17 protein-coding genes are annotated in these 14,563 nt (G+C 67.8%); 8 read left to right on the top strand and 9 right to left on the bottom strand.

Annotated features, from left to right (window positions below; translation table 11 throughout):
• The first annotated feature begins 104 nt into the window (after positions 1-104).
• On the top strand, positions 105-2,135 hold the full coding sequence (locus tag ABS361_03060; GenBank protein XBY45283.1) for an EAL domain-containing protein: 2,031 nt from the start codon (positions 105-107) through the stop codon (positions 2,133-2,135).
• A 24-nt stretch (positions 2,136-2,159) separates the two neighbouring features.
• On the opposite strand, the gene miaA is transcribed toward ABS361_03060, so the two are convergent.
• Positions 2,160-3,128, bottom strand: coding sequence for a tRNA (adenosine(37)-N6)-dimethylallyltransferase MiaA (miaA, locus tag ABS361_03055; protein ID XBY45282.1), 969 nt, complete (start codon positions 3,126-3,128; stop codon positions 2,160-2,162).
• A gap of 55 nt (positions 3,129-3,183) precedes the next feature.
• On the opposite strand from miaA, the gene serB reads away from it, so the two are divergent.
• Entirely contained in the window at positions 3,184-4,083 is a 900-nt protein-coding gene (gene serB, locus ABS361_03050) for a phosphoserine phosphatase SerB (protein ID XBY45281.1), read from the top strand.
• A 25-nt stretch (positions 4,084-4,108) separates the two neighbouring features.
• On the opposite strand, the gene ABS361_03045 is transcribed toward serB, so the two are convergent.
• Together ABS361_03045 and ABS361_03040 are read right to left on the bottom strand one after the other, a co-directional pair.
• On the bottom strand, positions 4,109-4,900 hold the full coding sequence (locus ABS361_03045) for a response regulator (GenBank protein ID XBY45280.1): 792 nt from the start codon (positions 4,898-4,900) through the stop codon (positions 4,109-4,111).
• Between the two features lie 167 nt (positions 4,901-5,067).
• The gene (locus tag ABS361_03040; GenBank protein XBY45279.1) at positions 5,068-6,561 is read right to left on the bottom strand and encodes a DegQ family serine endoprotease; all 1,494 of its coding nucleotides are present in this window, start codon (positions 6,559-6,561) and stop codon (positions 5,068-5,070) included.
• Between ABS361_03040 and ABS361_03035 the strand changes: the two genes are divergently transcribed.
• The 6 genes from ABS361_03035 to ABS361_03010 all read left to right on the top strand — a co-directional run bounded on the left by ABS361_03035 (position 6,560) and on the right by ABS361_03010 (position 9,779).
• Complete coding sequence (locus tag ABS361_03035; GenBank protein XBY45278.1) at positions 6,560-6,739, top strand: hypothetical protein; 180 nt, start codon at positions 6,560-6,562, stop codon at positions 6,737-6,739. The genes ABS361_03040 and ABS361_03035 overlap by 2 nt on opposite strands.
• Before the next feature lie 239 nt (positions 6,740-6,978).
• Positions 6,979-7,668 (top strand): hypothetical protein, encoded by a 690-nt coding sequence (locus tag ABS361_03030; GenBank protein ID XBY45277.1) that lies wholly within the window; start codon positions 6,979-6,981, stop codon positions 7,666-7,668.
• Between the two features lie 5 nt (positions 7,669-7,673).
• Entirely contained in the window at positions 7,674-8,087 is a 414-nt protein-coding gene (locus tag ABS361_03025) for a hypothetical protein (protein ID XBY45276.1), read from the top strand.
• Positions 8,088-8,174: 87 nt separating this feature from the next.
• Positions 8,175-8,618: a hypothetical protein gene (locus tag ABS361_03020; GenBank protein ID XBY45275.1), complete on the top strand. Its 444-nt coding sequence runs from the start codon at positions 8,175-8,177 to the stop codon at positions 8,616-8,618.
• Between the two features lie 53 nt (positions 8,619-8,671).
• Positions 8,672-8,968, top strand: coding sequence for a hypothetical protein (locus ABS361_03015; GenBank protein ID XBY45274.1), 297 nt, complete (start codon positions 8,672-8,674; stop codon positions 8,966-8,968).
• Between the two features lie 196 nt (positions 8,969-9,164).
• On the top strand, positions 9,165-9,779 hold the full coding sequence (locus tag ABS361_03010) for a hypothetical protein (protein XBY45273.1): 615 nt from the start codon (positions 9,165-9,167) through the stop codon (positions 9,777-9,779).
• Positions 9,780-9,791: 12 nt separating this feature from the next.
• Here ABS361_03010 and ABS361_03005 read toward each other — a convergent pair whose 3' ends face one another.
• The 6 genes from ABS361_03005 to bla all read right to left on the bottom strand — a co-directional run bounded on the left by ABS361_03005 (position 9,792) and on the right by bla (position 14,510).
• Positions 9,792-9,980, bottom strand: a complete 189-nt coding sequence (locus ABS361_03005; GenBank protein ID XBY45272.1) for a DUF2065 domain-containing protein — start codon at positions 9,978-9,980, stop codon at positions 9,792-9,794.
• 77 nt (positions 9,981-10,057) lie between these two features.
• Complete coding sequence (locus tag ABS361_03000; GenBank protein XBY45271.1) at positions 10,058-11,002, bottom strand: protease modulator HflC; 945 nt, start codon at positions 11,000-11,002, stop codon at positions 10,058-10,060.
• Complete coding sequence (gene hflK / locus ABS361_02995) at positions 11,002-12,129, bottom strand: FtsH protease activity modulator HflK (protein XBY45270.1); 1,128 nt, start codon at positions 12,127-12,129, stop codon at positions 11,002-11,004. The genes ABS361_03000 and hflK overlap by 1 nt, the downstream gene beginning before the upstream one ends.
• Positions 12,130-12,401: 272 nt before the next feature.
• The gene (locus ABS361_02990) at positions 12,402-12,935 is read right to left on the bottom strand and encodes a dihydrofolate reductase (GenBank protein ID XBY45269.1); all 534 of its coding nucleotides are present in this window, start codon (positions 12,933-12,935) and stop codon (positions 12,402-12,404) included.
• A complete protein-coding gene (locus ABS361_02985) occupies positions 12,932-13,360 on the bottom strand; it encodes a GNAT family N-acetyltransferase (protein XBY46792.1) in 429 nt (142 codons plus the stop codon). The genes ABS361_02990 and ABS361_02985 overlap by 4 nt, the downstream gene beginning before the upstream one ends.
• A 142-nt stretch (positions 13,361-13,502) precedes the next feature.
• Positions 13,503-14,510 (bottom strand): class A beta-lactamase, encoded by a 1,008-nt coding sequence (gene bla, locus ABS361_02980; GenBank protein XBY45268.1) that lies wholly within the window; start codon positions 14,508-14,510, stop codon positions 13,503-13,505.
• Positions 14,511-14,563: the final 53 nt, after the last annotated feature.

The following is a 14,563-nucleotide window of genomic DNA, read 5'->3' as shown; positions in this document are numbered from 1 at the left end:
TAGCCCACAAGTATCGATGGCAACGGTGGGCCATGTCGAAGAGCTTCGAGACCACACGCGGAAACCTGACCGACATTATCGCGCGCAAGATTGCGCGACGAGGCATGAGCCGGCGCAAGGTCGACCGCCCCGATCCGCTCGCCACCATCGGCGAGGCGCTCGACGCGCTGCCGCAGGGCATCGTCGTCCTGGATGCCGAGGGGCGCTATCTGCTCTGGAACAAGCGCTACGCCGAGATCTATCAGGGCAGCGCCGACCTGTTCGCGATCGGGCGCCGCCTGGAGGACACGCTCCGGATCGGCATCGCGCGTGGCCAGTATCCGGAAGCCGCCGGGCGCGAGGAGGAATGGCTCGCGCGTCGCATGGACCGCATGCGCAATCCCGGCGCCGCCTTCGAGCAGCGCCTGACCGACGGCCGCTGCATCCTGATCGACGAGCGCCGCACCTCCGACGGCGGCTTCATCGGCATCCGCGTCGACATCACCGAGATGAAGGAGCGCGAGGAGTCGTTCCGGCTGCTGTTCGACGACAATCCGGTGCCGATGTTCGTGGTCGAGCGCGACACCGGCCTCGTGCTGGCGGTCAACAGCGCCGCCACCGATACCTATGGCTTCAGCCCCGAGACGATCGTCGGCCGCAGCTTCGACGACGTGCAGCCGACCGAGCATATCGCCGGCAAGCAGAGCGTTTCGGGCTCGGAGGAATGGGAGGCGCGCCACGTCACCGCCTCCGGCGAAGTGATCGAGGTGACGGCCTATGCTCGCCGCCTGCCCTATCAGGGCAAACAGGCCTGGCTGGTCGCCGCCATCGATGTGACCGAGCGCAACCGCGCCGTCGCCCGCGCCGCCTTCCTCGCCCATCACGACAGCCTGACCGGGCTCGCCAACCGCGCCTACTTCGACGTGCGCCTGCACGAGCTGACCGCCGCGGCGGATCCGAGCTTCAGCCTGGTCTCGATCGATCTCGACCGGTTCAAGTCGGTCAACGACACCTTCGGCCACCCTTACGGCGACCTGCTGCTGGTCGAGGTCGCGCGGCGCCTCCGGGCGGTGTGCGGCGACACCGACTTCATCGCCCGGCTCGGCGGCGACGAGTTCGTGATCCTGACGCCGCTGGTCGACCCGAAGCGGCTCGCCGACTTCGCCCGTACGATCAACCAGGCCCTCGCCCGTACCTACCAGATCGACGACCATCGCATGGTGATCGGCTCCAGCATCGGCGTGGTGACGGCGCCCGGCGACGGCATCACGGTCGACAATGCGATCGCGCGCGCCGACCTCGCGCTCTATCGCGCCAAGGCCAAGGGCGGCGACACCTACGAGTTCTTCGAGGCGGAGATGAATGCCGCCTTCCTCGCCCGCCGGCGCATGGAAATGGATCTCGCCGGCGCCATCGAGGACGATCGCATCACCGTGCACTACCAGCCGCTGGTCGATCTCGACAGTGGCGCGGTCGTCGCCTTCGAAGCTCTCGCCCGCTGGGAACATCCGACCCACGGCTTCGTGCCGCCGAGCGACTTCATCGCGCTCGCCGAGGAGACCGGCCAGATCGACACGATAGGCCGGATCGTGATGGAAAAGGCCTGCGCCGACGCTGCCCGGTGGCCGAACGACGTGCGGGTCGCGATCAACCTGTCGCCGGTCCAGTTCCGCTCCGGATCGCTGTTCGCCAACGTCAAGCGCGCGCTCGAGCTGAGTGGACTCCACGCCACACGGCTCGAACTGGAAATCACCGAGGCACTGCTGCTCGAACGCACCGAGATGGTCGTCTCGACGCTGCATGCGCTGCGCGGCCTCGGCGCGCGCATCTCGATGGACGACTTCGGCACCGGCTACTCGTCGCTGAGCTACCTGCGCAGCTTTCCCTTCGACAAGATCAAGATCGACCGCAGCTTCGTGCGCGATCTCGCCAGCAGCTCCGACGCGGCGGCGATCGTCCGCACCATCGTCGATCTCGGCGCGAGCCTGGGCATGAAGGTCACGGCGGAGGGCATTGAGGACGGCGCGGCCGCCGACCTCTTGCGCGCCCAGGGCTGCGCCGAAGGCCAGGGCTACTACTTCGGCCGGCCGCAGCCGGTCTCGGCGATCGAGGCCGGCATGCTGGCGGCCACTCTGCCGGCGTTGAAGCGCGCCTGAGCGAGCCGCGGCGCGGGTCGCCGCTCACGACCCGACCGTCTGCGCCGCGATGAGCGCAGCGACGGCCTCGACGTCGCCTGGCGCGCCGGACACGCGCGTCCAGTCGGGCATCTGGTTGCGAAACCAGGTCTCCTGCCGCTTGGCATATTGGCGCGTCTCCGCCTTCGAGCGCTCGATCGCTTCGTCGAGCGACAGCGCGCCGTCGAGATGCGCCGACAGCGGCGCGACGCCGATCGCCTTGGTGACGCCGTAGCCGGGCCGCGGCGCAGCCGCCCTGAGCCCTACGACCTCGTCGAGCGCGCCCTCCCCGATCATCAGGTCGAAGCGCCGGTTGATCCGATCGTGCAGCACAGCGCGCTCGGGCGCGACGACGATGCGAACCGCGTGCGCCGGATCGACAAGCGCAGGCCCCGCCGTCTCGCGCCGCCAGGCGTCGAGCGATCGGCCGGTCGCCTCGATCACCTCGAGCGCCCGCGCGATCCGCGCCCGGTCGTTCGGCTTCAGCCGCACGCCCAAATCCGGATCGCGTCGCATCAGTTCGGCATGCAGTGCGGCAAGATCCGGCGCCTCGCGATAGTGCTGCCGGATCGCGTCCGGGATCTCGGGCAGGTCGACGAGCCCGCGCGTCAGCGCGTTGAAATAGAGCCCGGTTCCGCCGACGACGATCGGCAGCCGCCCCTCGGCGCGGATCGCCGCGATGGCGGGCCCGGCCGCGGCGAGCCAATGCCCGACCGACCAGTCATCATCCGAACCGACGATGCCGTAGAGCCGGTGCGGCGCCCGCGCCTCGTCCTCGGCGCTCGGCCGCGCCGAGAGCACGCGCAATTCGCGATAGACCTGCATGCTGTCGGCATTGACGATCGTGCCGCCGAGCCGCTCGGCGAGCGCCAGCGCCAGCCCCGACTTGCCGCTCGCGGTCGGCCCTGCGATAAGGACCGCGCCGAGCCACGCCGACGCTCGCCGCGACGTCAATGCCCGTTCGCTCCCGACCATGCGTTCCACTCCGCCGCCGATCCGGCCACCGTCATCGAGGGACTTGTTCTCGATCATGTCGCACGTTGCAACCCTCGTCTCGGCGCCCGCGACCGAAGCCGTCACCGCCGCCGTCGTCGCCGCCGCGCGCAGCGCCCTGCCCGGCCTGGAGGCCGAGGTGGTCCTCGCCCCCGGCATCGCGGTCGACCTCGCCTTCATGCCCGAGGCCGGCGACGACACGCGCGCGCTGACCGAGCGCGTCCGCGCCGCGATCGGCGCCGCACCGGTCGACGTGGTCGTGCAGCCGATCGCCCACCGCGCCAAGGGCCTGCTGATCGCCGACATGGATTCCACCATGATCGGCCAGGAATGCATCGACGAACTCGCGGCGGAAGTCGGTCTCAAGGACCTGATCGCCGGGATCACGGAACGCGCCATGCGCGGCGAGATCGCCTTCGAGCCGGCGCTCCGCGAACGCGTCGGCCTGCTGAAGGGTCTCGCGATCGACGTGGTCGACAAGGTAATCGACGAGCGCATCCGCCTGACGCCCGGCGCGCGCGAACTGGTCATGACCATGCGCGCCAACGGCGCCTATACCGCGCTCGTCTCCGGCGGCTTCACGGTGTTCACGTCGCAGATCGCCCGCACGCTCGGCTTCCACGAAAACCGCGCCAACATCCTGCTCGAGGAAGGGGGCCGCCTCGCCGGCCTTGTCGCCGAGCCGATCCTCGGCCAGGACGCCAAGCGCGCCTCGCTGATCGAGCTCGCCGAAACCCAGAAAGTGCCGATGGCCGCGACGCTGGCGGTCGGCGACGGCGCCAACGACCTCGCCATGATCCGCGAGGCCGGGCTCGGTGTCGCCTATCACGCCAAGCCGAAGGTCGCGGCCGAAGCCGCCGCGCGCATCGACCACGGCGACCTGACCGCGCTGCTCTATATCCAGGGCTACGAGCGCGACGACTTCGCCGAGGTCTGAAGCAAGAAAGCCGGAGCCCGTGCGCTCACGTCATGGCGAACAGCCGCACCTGCTTGGAGAACAGCGGGTGCGGCAGGCCGAAGACGTGATGCAGGATCGAATCGACGTCCTCCGGGTAGAACGGCTTGCGCAGGAAGGCGCAGGCGCCGACCTTGCGCGCGGCCTCGTCGATCGCGGTCGAATATTCTGTCGACATCAGGATCACGTCCGAGGCCCTGGCGATCCGGCCGATGTGACCCGCCAGTTCGACGCCGTTCATCCCCGGCATGTTGAAGTCGGAGAAGATCAGCCGGAACGGCTTCTCCTCGATGGCGCGGATCGCCGCCTCGCCGTCGCCGGCCTCGGTGATCGCCAGATCGAAGATGCTGCGCGAGATCACCTTCGCGACGATCCGCCGGACTGTCGCGGAGTCGTCGACGACCAGCACGTCGAACCGCGTCCGGATCAGCTCCCACATCTCGACGATCTGCTGGATGCGCGTCTGGGTGAAGGGCTTCTTCAGGAAGTCGTAGGCGCCGAACGCCTTGAGCTTCTGCTCGGTCGCCTCGTCGAGCCGATCCGACATGGAGACGCAGAACGTGTCGTGGTTCTGGTCGCGGATCGCCGCCAGCACATGCACGCCGGAGAACTGCGGCATGTTGATATCGAGAAAGGCGATGTCGAAGCGCGAGCGCATCAGCAGCTTCACCGCCTCCTCGCCGTCGCCGACCGCAACCACGTCGATCGGCCGCCCCGTTGTGGCGAGGGCACGCTCGACGAACAGCCGCACCGTGGTGGAGTCCTCGGCGATGAGTATCCGGATGCGTCGTTCCGTCATGACCGCCCGCCTCGGGTGGGTGCCGCGTGCTGATTTCGCATACAAAAGACCCTTACGATCAACTTGCAAGCGAAATGACGCGATGCATCGGAATAGCTGCGGCGCAGAAAAACAAAACGGGGCCGGAAGACCGGCCCCGTGACCTTGGCAGCATCTTCCCGATGCTCTCACTCGATCGCGACAGTCGCGAACCGCATCTCGCCTTCCGGGTTGGCGATCAGCAGCAGCGCGCGCTTGCGGCCGTCCTTCTTCAACGCGTCCAGACGCTTGACGATATCCTCCGCGCGACCGACCGCCTCCTGGCCGACCTCGAGGATCACGTCGCCCGGCACGATGCGCCGATCGGCGGCCGGAGAACCGCTCGCGACCTCCGCGACCACGACGCCCTTGGCGACGCTGTCCTTGATCTTGAACTTGGTCCGGAGCTCGGGTGTCAGCTCGGCGAGCGACAGACCGAGCGCGGTCGTCACGGTCGGCTGCGGCTTCGGTGCCTCGGGCGGCTTCGCCCCGCCCTTCTCGAGCGCGGCCTGCTTCTCGCCCTCTTCCAGACGGCCGAGCTTGACCTTGAGCGGCACTTCCGCGCCCTTGCGCAGGACGACGACATCGACCTCCTTCTGCACCGGCGTATCGGCGACCATGCGCGGCAGCTCGCGCACGCTCGGCACGGTCTTGCCGTCGAACTTGAGGATCACGTCGCCGGCCTGGATGCCGGCTGCATCGGCCGGACCCTTCTCGGTGACGCCCGCGACCAGCGCGCCCTTGGCCTCCTTGAGGCCGAGGCTGTCGGCGATGTCGTCGGTGACGCCCTGGATGCGCACGCCGAGCCAGCCGCGCCGGGTCTCGCCATATTGCAGGAGCTGGTCGACCACCGCGGCCGCCGTGTTGGCGGGAATCGAGAAGCCGATGCCGATCGAGCCGCCGGTCGGCGAGATGATCGCCGTGTTGATGCCGATCACGTCGCCGTCCATGTTGAACAGCGGGCCGCCCGAGTTGCCGCGGTTGATGGCGGCGTCGGTCTGGATGAAGTTGTCGTAGGGCCCGGCGTTGATGTCGCGGTTGCGCGCCGAGACGATGCCGATCGTGACCGTGCCGCCGAGGCCGAACGGATTGCCGATCGCCAGCACCCAGTCGCCGACGCGCGCCTTGTCGGAATTGCCGAACTTCACCGCCTTGATCGGTTTCGTCGGCTTCACGCGCAAGACCGCGATGTCGATCTTGGTGTCCTTGCCGATCAGCTCGGCCTTGAGCTTGGTGCCGTCGTTGAAGTTGGCGGTGATCTCGTCGGCGCCGTCGATCACGTGATTGTTGGTCACGATGATGCCGGAGGCGTCGATCACGAAGCCCGAGCCGAGCGACTGCACGCGCCTGGGCGTGTTGTCCTTGTTCTTGTTCTTGTTGAAAAACTCGTCGAAGAACTCCTGGAACGGCGACCCCTCCGGCGCCTTCGGCACCGGGACGGAGCGCTCGACCGGCGCGTTCTGCGCGGTCGAGATGTTCACGACCGCGTCCATGATGCCTTCGGCGAGATCGGCGACCGAATCCGGCCCCTTGCCCGGCGCGGCCGACGCCGGGAGCGCCAAAGCACCGGCGACGACACCCGCCGCGAGCGCGACCCGTCGCGCGTGTCCGAACAGGCGGGAAGAGATTGCGAAAATCGGCATGAGCCTCCAGCTCCTTGCGCTGTCCCGTCGGCCGGGTGTCGACGCGCGACGCATCGACCCGGCCTCGTCGGACACCATCAAACCCCAAACAGAACGGAAAAGCGACAGCGACGGATCACCCGAATCCGCCCGCTGGAGAACCGGTCACGGCGACGTGAGGGTGGTGCACAACTCCTGAAAGTTTTCACCAGGAGCACCCTTCCGGCGCGCTTACACTCCTTGCGAGCAGAGGAGTGTGACGCCGATGCGATCGAGTGAAGCGGAACAAGCGCGCATCCAGTACCGGGACCGCCTGCGGTTCGAGAGCGACTACTGGGCACTCAGAATGTATGCCGAGGATCTGCGGCTGCATCTGATCGCCAAATACGCGCCGGACCAGCCGCGCTGGCCGGCCGGCAACGGCGTGATCAGCGGTCGATGGAGCGGCGGCGCCGGCACGGCGCGCCCCACGACGACGGCCGCATCCGTGTGGCGCAGAACGGGCCGATCAACCGCGGTCTCTACTTTGGCGCCCGCTCGGCGATCGTCAACGGCCGGTTGGTCGAAACGACGCCTGGTCGGGCCGTCGAGATCTATGGCGCCGAGATCGACCGCGACATGGCCGAGGCCCGCGTGCGCGAGCGAGGCGCTCCGTACCGCCGCCCGGCCGGCCTCTACGAGACGCCCGAAGGCTACCTTCGCCAGTTGCGCGCCGACGCCCAAGCGGCGGACAGGGCGGCGGTGAACCTGGATCGCATGAACCGGGGATTGCCGCCACTCAGCGAGGAGACGTATCTTGCCAACCCGGTCCGGCCGCGCGGCGCCCCCGATCCCGACGCCCCGACCATCGACATCCTGCAACGGGCGATGCGGCCCGAGTTCCGGTACGGACGGTCCGGGCCGAACGTCTACACCGTGCCCCGCTCGATGTTCGAGGAGATCGTCGGCGGATTGACCTATCGCACACCGGTTCTCCCGGCTCCAGCCCGCTACAAAGGGGCGTGGTTCAGCCGCGGAGACCAATGCGTGATCGGGCTGAGATACAGTGACGATCATGGCCCGACGATCGATGTCATACGACATGGATTGTTTGAAGTGCTGAACGATATCAAAATCCACCAGAGGTAGACGCGATGGAACCCGGATACGAATTCAATCCGTTCACACGCCCGGATACATTTCCGGACAGCCTCGCCGCCAGAGTCGCCGGCGACGAGCCAGAAGGCTTCTACAAGGCGATCAATAGTGCCATAGCATTCTTCCCGAACGACCGGCAGGCGCAGCTCGCCTTCATCGGCCGTTGCTTCGACGCGCTCGATCGTGTCGGCGCCGTCCCGTGCCAGCCCGCCCCCCCCGACTATGATGAATTCTGGGTCGAAGAGCCGCGCTACGGTCGCGACCGTTCCGAGATCCGCCGCGCGATCGTCGCCGAGTGGCTTGCGAACGGCGCCGGCCCGATGGAGATCTGGACCGGCGTCTTCTTCGGCGTGCCCGATCACGTAACGCCGCTCGCCAGCGCACGCCGATACGTCCCGAAGGACGTCTGATCTGGGCCCCGGCAGGACCAGAGCATCGTCGGCTATCGCATGAGTAAGGGAAGCGGCCCGACGTTCGAGATGATCAATCGAGGGGTCATGGACCCGATCCTCGAACGACTACAGTTTCACATTGAAGGCACCGGGGCGAAGATGCAGGACGAGGAACCGGACGACACGCCAGAGACATATCTCAAATGGCTGGAAACCGCTGTCTACGTCGATGAGCCCGTGGGCCTGTTCAGCATCGTGATTTGGGCCCTCGGCTTTTTCCCGATGCAAAGCGCCCAAGCGATCGACTATGTCGACCGCTGCATTACCGTACTTCTCAGTTCGGGCGCCATTCCGTGCCGGCCCTGCGGGCAACCGGGGCCGGAGTGGATCGAGACCACCAAATACGGCAGCGATCCCGATCATATCCGCGCTGCCGTCCTCGCCGAGTGGATCGCAGACGGCGGCGGGATGATCGCGCACTGGTCGGGCCCGTTCTTCGGAGCCCCCCGGGATGTGGCTCTGCCAAACGGGATAGAGCGACAGGGCTGATTTGGCACCACCCGCGGAACCAAGAGATCGATCGCGACCTGGCCGAGGCCCGCGTGCGCGAGCAAGGCGCTCCCTACCGCCGCCCGGCCGGCCTCTACGAGACGCCGGAAGGCTATCTTCGCCAGTTGCGCGCCGACGCCCAGGCGGCGGACAGGGCGGCGGTGAACCTGGATCGCATGAACCGGGGATTGCCGCCCCTGACCGAGGAGACGTATCGTGCCAACCCGGTCCGGCCGCGCGGCGCCCCCGATCCCGACGCCCCGACCATCGACGTTCTGCAACGGGCGATGCGGCCGGAGTTCCGATCCCGAAGGACGTTTTCTCCAGGCGCCGGCGACCACGGCGCCTGAGGCAGGCGAGACTACGGGCTTCAAAATGAGCGGGCCCTCCCCGCAAGAAAGTCCGCGACTTATTCGCAGGACCACACTACGATGCTCGCAAAGATTGCAAGCAGTAGGGATATCTCTCGTGTGGGCACTCCGGAACAAGTCGCTCGAGGAAGCGACGATGGACCTGATAGGGACGCGGTTCGGATCCGCTCGGGAGATGATCCGGGTCGTGCCCCAAGAGCGCTTCAAGCCGGCCGTCGCCGACTTGATCAGGGGAGCCAGATCCGTCGAGCCGCCCACAGACTACCCCGGCGCACTATACCTTCGAGCAGACGACTCGTTCGTCGGGATCCGCGCGACGCGCACCCGATTTGTCGTCGAAATTACGCGCAATCCCGGTGCATCACGCAGTCTCGACGCCCTCAAATTCTTTGCCGCGGACCGGCCAACCGTCCCGGAGGCGAGCCGCGAAAGAATTGTCCGGGTTACAGACTATCTGGATGAGTTGCCTTGGCTCGTCGAACATGATGAGCCGGTATCCTTCCGGCAACTCATCAACGAGGCTCTATTTTATTTCGAAATGACGCAGAAGGAAACCATCAATTACGCACAACATGCTCTAGTACGGCTTCTGCAGGCCGGAGCAATTCCATGCCGTCCAAGCAACGATGCAGTACTCTGGCGCCCGGATTGGCGATACGGATCGGATCGCGGGACGATCCACGAGCGGATCATGCTCGAATGGATGGCCGACCTATGTCCGCGTCTGCCTTTCTGGACGGGCGTCTGGCTAGGTCTGCCGCGCGACGTACCGAGCGAACGCTCGCTGTAAGACGGCGACCGCTCACCCCAGCCGGACCACCGCCACCAACGCGACGCCGATGACCAGCGCCGCGAGGCCGCCGAGGCGGAACAGGGTGTCGGAGGCGTGGCGCGCCTCGGACATCATCTTCTTCATCATCTGCGGCGCGCCGGCATAGAGCGCCCCTTCGAGCGCCAGCATCAGGCCGAGGGCGCTGACGAAATCCTTCATCGCGACTCTTCTCTTGGACTGTCCGCAGACAAGACGACGACCGGAGTACGCGACCCCGGCCGTCGTTCGTCAAGTGGTCACTGCGCGGGCGCCGCGGTCGGTGCCGGGCCGGCCGGCAGCGGCGCCGGGACCGGCGGCAGGGTGTTCTTCTTCTCGCCCGCCGGATCGGCGAAGTAGCGGAAGAAGTCGCTGGTCGATGGCGAGATGACGATCTTCGTCTCGCCGCCCTTTAGCGCCGCCTCATAGGCCTGCATCGAGCGATAGAAGGCGAAGAAGTCGGCGTCGCGACCGAAGGCGTCGGCGAAGATCTTGATGCGCAGCGCATCGCCCTCGCCGCGCGCCTTGTCGGCGTCGCGATTGGCCTCGGCGAGGATGATCTCGCGCTCCTGGTTCGCCTTCGCCTTGATGCGCTGGCTCTCCTCGCCGCCGCGGGCGCGGATCTCGGTCGCCTCGCGCTCGCGTTCCTTCTGCATGCGGCCGAAGATCGCCTTGGCGTTGGTGTCCGGCAGATCGGCGCGGCGGATACGCACGTCGACGATCTCGACGCCGAAGTCGCGGGCGCGCGGCTGCACCTGCTTCTTCAGCCGCTCCATCAGCGGCGTGCGCTCGTCGCGCACGATCGCGGTCAGGGTCGCGTCGGCGAGCACCGCGCGCAGGCCCGACGACACGAAGGTGGTCAGGCGCTGGTTGCCGCTCTGCACGGTCCGGACCGCCTGATAGAAGGCGACCGGATCGACGATCTTGTAGCGCGCGAAGGCATCGACGATCAGCCGCTTCTGGTCGGCCGCGATCACTTCCTGCGGATCGAGATCGAGGTCGAGGATGCGGCGATCGAGATATTCGACGTTCTGAATCAGCGGGATCTTGAAATAGAGACCCGGCTCCACGATCGCGCGCTTGACCTGGCCGAACTGCAGCACGAGCGCCTGCCGGGTCGGATTGACCACGAAGGCCGAGCCCATCAGGGCGACCAGCGCGACGACGAGCGCGCCGATGACGAGGCCGAAAGAACCGTTGCGCATCACTGGGCCCCCTGCTGCTGCGTGGCCCGCGATTGCTGCCGCCGGACGCTGTCGAGCGGCAGATAGGGCACGACGCCGGCGCCCTCCTTCTGCTCGACGATCACCTTGTCCATGCCGCCGAGCACGCGCTCCATGGTCTCCAGATAGAGCCGTTCGCGCGTCACTTCCGGCGCGCGCTTGTACTCCTCGTAGACCTTGGTGAAGCGATCGGCCTGGCCGCGCGCTTCCTCGACGATGCGCTGCCTGTAGGCCTGTGCCTCGGCCGTGATCTGCGCCGCCTGACCGCGCGCGCCGGGCACGACCTGGCCGGCGAAGGCGAGCGCCTCGTTCTGCATGCGCTCGGCGTCCGCGCGGGCCGCCTGCACGTCACGGAACGCGTCGATGACCACCGAGGGCGGATCGACCTTCTGCATCTGCACGAGCCGGATGTCGACGCCGGCGTTGTAGCTGTCGAGCGCCTTCTGCATCAGCTCGCGCACCGACTGCTCGATCTTCTGCCGGTCCTCGGTCAGGATCGGCTGGATGTTGTTGCGGCCGACCACCTCGCGCATCGCGCTCTCGGCGACGGCGCGCACGGTGCGCTCGGGATCCTGGATGTTGAACAGGAAGGCGGTGGCGTCCTTGACGTTCCACTGCACCTTGAAGTCGACGTCGACGAGGTTCTCGTCGCCGGTCAGCATCTGGCTCTCTTCCGGCGCGAGCCGGGTCTGGATCAGCCCGCCGGAGCGGCCGACGTCGCGCGAGCCGATGGTCAGTTCGCGCACGCTCAGAACCTGCACGGTCTGCACCTGGCCGACCGGATAGGGGAAATTGTAGTTGAGGCCCGGCTTGGTCTGGCCGATCACCTTGCCGAACACCAGTTCGACGCCGAGCTCGTCCGGCTCGACGCGGTAGAAGCCGGTCGCGAGCCAGAGCGCGGCGCCGGCGACCAGCGCGATAGCGAGCCCGCGGCCGCCGAAGCCGCTACCGCCGGGCAGGATCGTCTTCAGCTTGTCCTGGCCGCGGCGCAGGATCTCGTCGAGATCGGGCGAGCCGCCGCCGTTGGGTCCGCGCGGCGGCGAGCCCCACGGACCACCGCCGCCCCCGCCTTTCCAACCGCCACCACCACTCTGGTTGCTCCAGGGCATGTGTCATCCTCGGCCGGGTGTCGCCTGAGGATCGCGATGCCGGCCGCATCGCAATCCGGCGCGACCGGATCCGGTCGCGGGTAAGAGGCTGCCGACGCGCGCGCGCCCCGGAGGGCGCGCCGTCGCCGGATGGCGTGAGCGGGTTATAGGGGCGCGACCGCCCGCTTTCAATCGACGGCACGCGCCACGGCCGCGCCGACGGTCGATGCGCGCGCCTGAACCGCCATCCCACACCGGGGCTGACGTGGTGCTTGGTCAGGTTATTGTCAACTTCAGCGCCGCCGATAAGTGACGAAGGCGAAATCCGCCTCGTCCTTCGGCCCGCGTTCGCCCGCAACGCGCGCGACTTCCTGCCACGCGGCGGGGTCGAGCGTCGGGAACACCGCCGCGCCCTCGACCGGCGGTTCGAGCGCCACCTCGGTCAGCTCGACCCGCGTCGCGAGCGGCAGCGCCTGGCGATAGATCTCGCCGCCGCCGCCGATCATGATCTCGCCGACGCTGCTCGCCGCCGCGACCGCCTTCGCCCGTTCGATCGCCAGGTCGAGCGAGGCCGCGACCTCGGCCCCCTCGGGGCGGAACACGGGATCGCGCGTCACGACGATGTTGGTGCGACCGTCGAGCGGCTTGCCGATCGACAGGAACGTCTTGCGCCCCATGATGATGGGCCGCCCCATGGTGATGCGGCGGAACCGCTTGAAGTCGGTCGAGATCCGCCACGGCATGTCGTTTTCGCGGCCGATCACGCCGTTCTTCGCCACCGCGACCACGATCACGATCTCGATCGGAGCGGGAGACGCCGTGCTCATGCGCCCGCGCCTGTCGCGAGCCGGGCGAGCGCCTCGCCGTCGAGCCTGTACTTGGTCCACTCGTCCTTGGGGACGGCACCGAGCGAGCGGTAGAACGCGATCGACGGCGCGTTCCAGTCGAGCACCTGCCATTCGAGCCGGCCGAGATCTTCGCCGCGGCAGATCTCGGCGAGCCGGGCGAACAGCGCCTTGCCGATGCCGCGGCCGCGCAGCTCCGGATCGACGTACAGGTCCTCGAGATAGAGCCCGAGGCGGCCCTGGAAGGTCGAGAAGGTGTAGAACCACAGCGCGAAACCGACCGGCCGGCCATCGACCTCGGCGATCTCGCAGAACACACGCGGCGCGGGTCCGAACAGCGCTGCACCGATACCGGCGGGCGTCGCCTCGACCTCGTGGGCGAGCTTCTCGTATTCGGCGAGCTTCATCACGAAGCCGAACACGGTCGCCTCGTCGCCCGCCACGGCGCGGCGGATCGTGAGGGAGGTGTCGGGCGCGGAGGCCTTTGGGGCCGATGCGGGAGGGACGGACACGGGGGCGGAGGTCGTTGAAGCGCTCATGCCCCCTCGCTTAGCGGTATCGCACCGCCTCGACAACCGCGCGCGCGACATCGGCGAAGAGCGCGTCGCGCTCGGCTTCCGGCGCCGTTGAGCCGGCAAGGAACACCGCGATGATGACCTTGCGTCCGCCGGGCAGCGTCGCGATGCCGATATCGTTCGAGGCGGAATTGACGCCTTCGACATCCGGGCCGCCGCCGGTCTTGTGGGCGAGCGTCGCCCCCTGCGGCAGACCCGCCTTGATCCGATTCGGACCCGAGGGCGTGTCGGTCATCAGCCGGATCAACATCGCGGTCGAGACCGGCGAGATCAGCGCGCCCTTGTCGAGCGCGGCGAGAAACGCGAGCGCGCCCTCCGGCGTCGCCGTATCGCGCGGATCGTCCTCCAGATAGGCCTTCAGCGACGCCTTCTTGAGCTCGACCGGCATGGCGGCGCGCAGGCCCTCCCATTCCTTCTGGTCGATCACGTCACCGGCGACATAGGGCGGCACGCCGACCACATCGGGCTGCAGCTCGCGCTCGTAGCGATCGACGCGGATGCCGGAAATGCCGTTGTCGACCAGCGCGGCCGTCACCGCCTTCGGGCCGCCGACCAGCCGCATCAGCACGTCGGCCGCGGTGTTGTCGCTGAACGAGACCGCCGCCTTCACCAGATCCTTGACCGTCAGCACCTTCTTGTCGGCGGTGCCGAACTCCTTGGCGATCGGGCTCCACTGCATGGCGAGGTCGCTGCGTGCGATCGTGACCGGCTGTTCGAGCGCCAGCCGATGCCGGTCGACCGCCTGCATCACCGCGACGCCGAGCGGCGCCTTGAACACGCTCTGCATCGGGAACAGGTGGCTCTGGTCGAGATACCAGGTCTGGCCGCTCGCGACGTCGAGCACGCCGACGCCGAGCCGGCCGCCGGCGGTCTTCTCGGCGAGCGGCTTGACCTTGGCATCGAGGATCGCGGCGTCGAGATCGGCATGCGCCGGCGCGCTCGCCGCGACGACGGCGAGAAGTGCGAGAACGAACGAACGCATGAGGGTCGGCTCCGGTTTGCGGTCGGCTCGAAGGAGGCCTCCCGAGCTAGGCG

This window comes from Ancalomicrobiaceae bacterium S20 (assembly GCA_040269895.1).
GTDB classification, from domain to species: domain Bacteria; phylum Pseudomonadota; class Alphaproteobacteria; order Rhizobiales; family Ancalomicrobiaceae; genus Methyloraptor; species Methyloraptor flagellatus.
The sequence above is the reverse complement of the archived record's forward strand: the minus strand, read 5'-3'. Positions and strand labels throughout refer to the sequence as shown.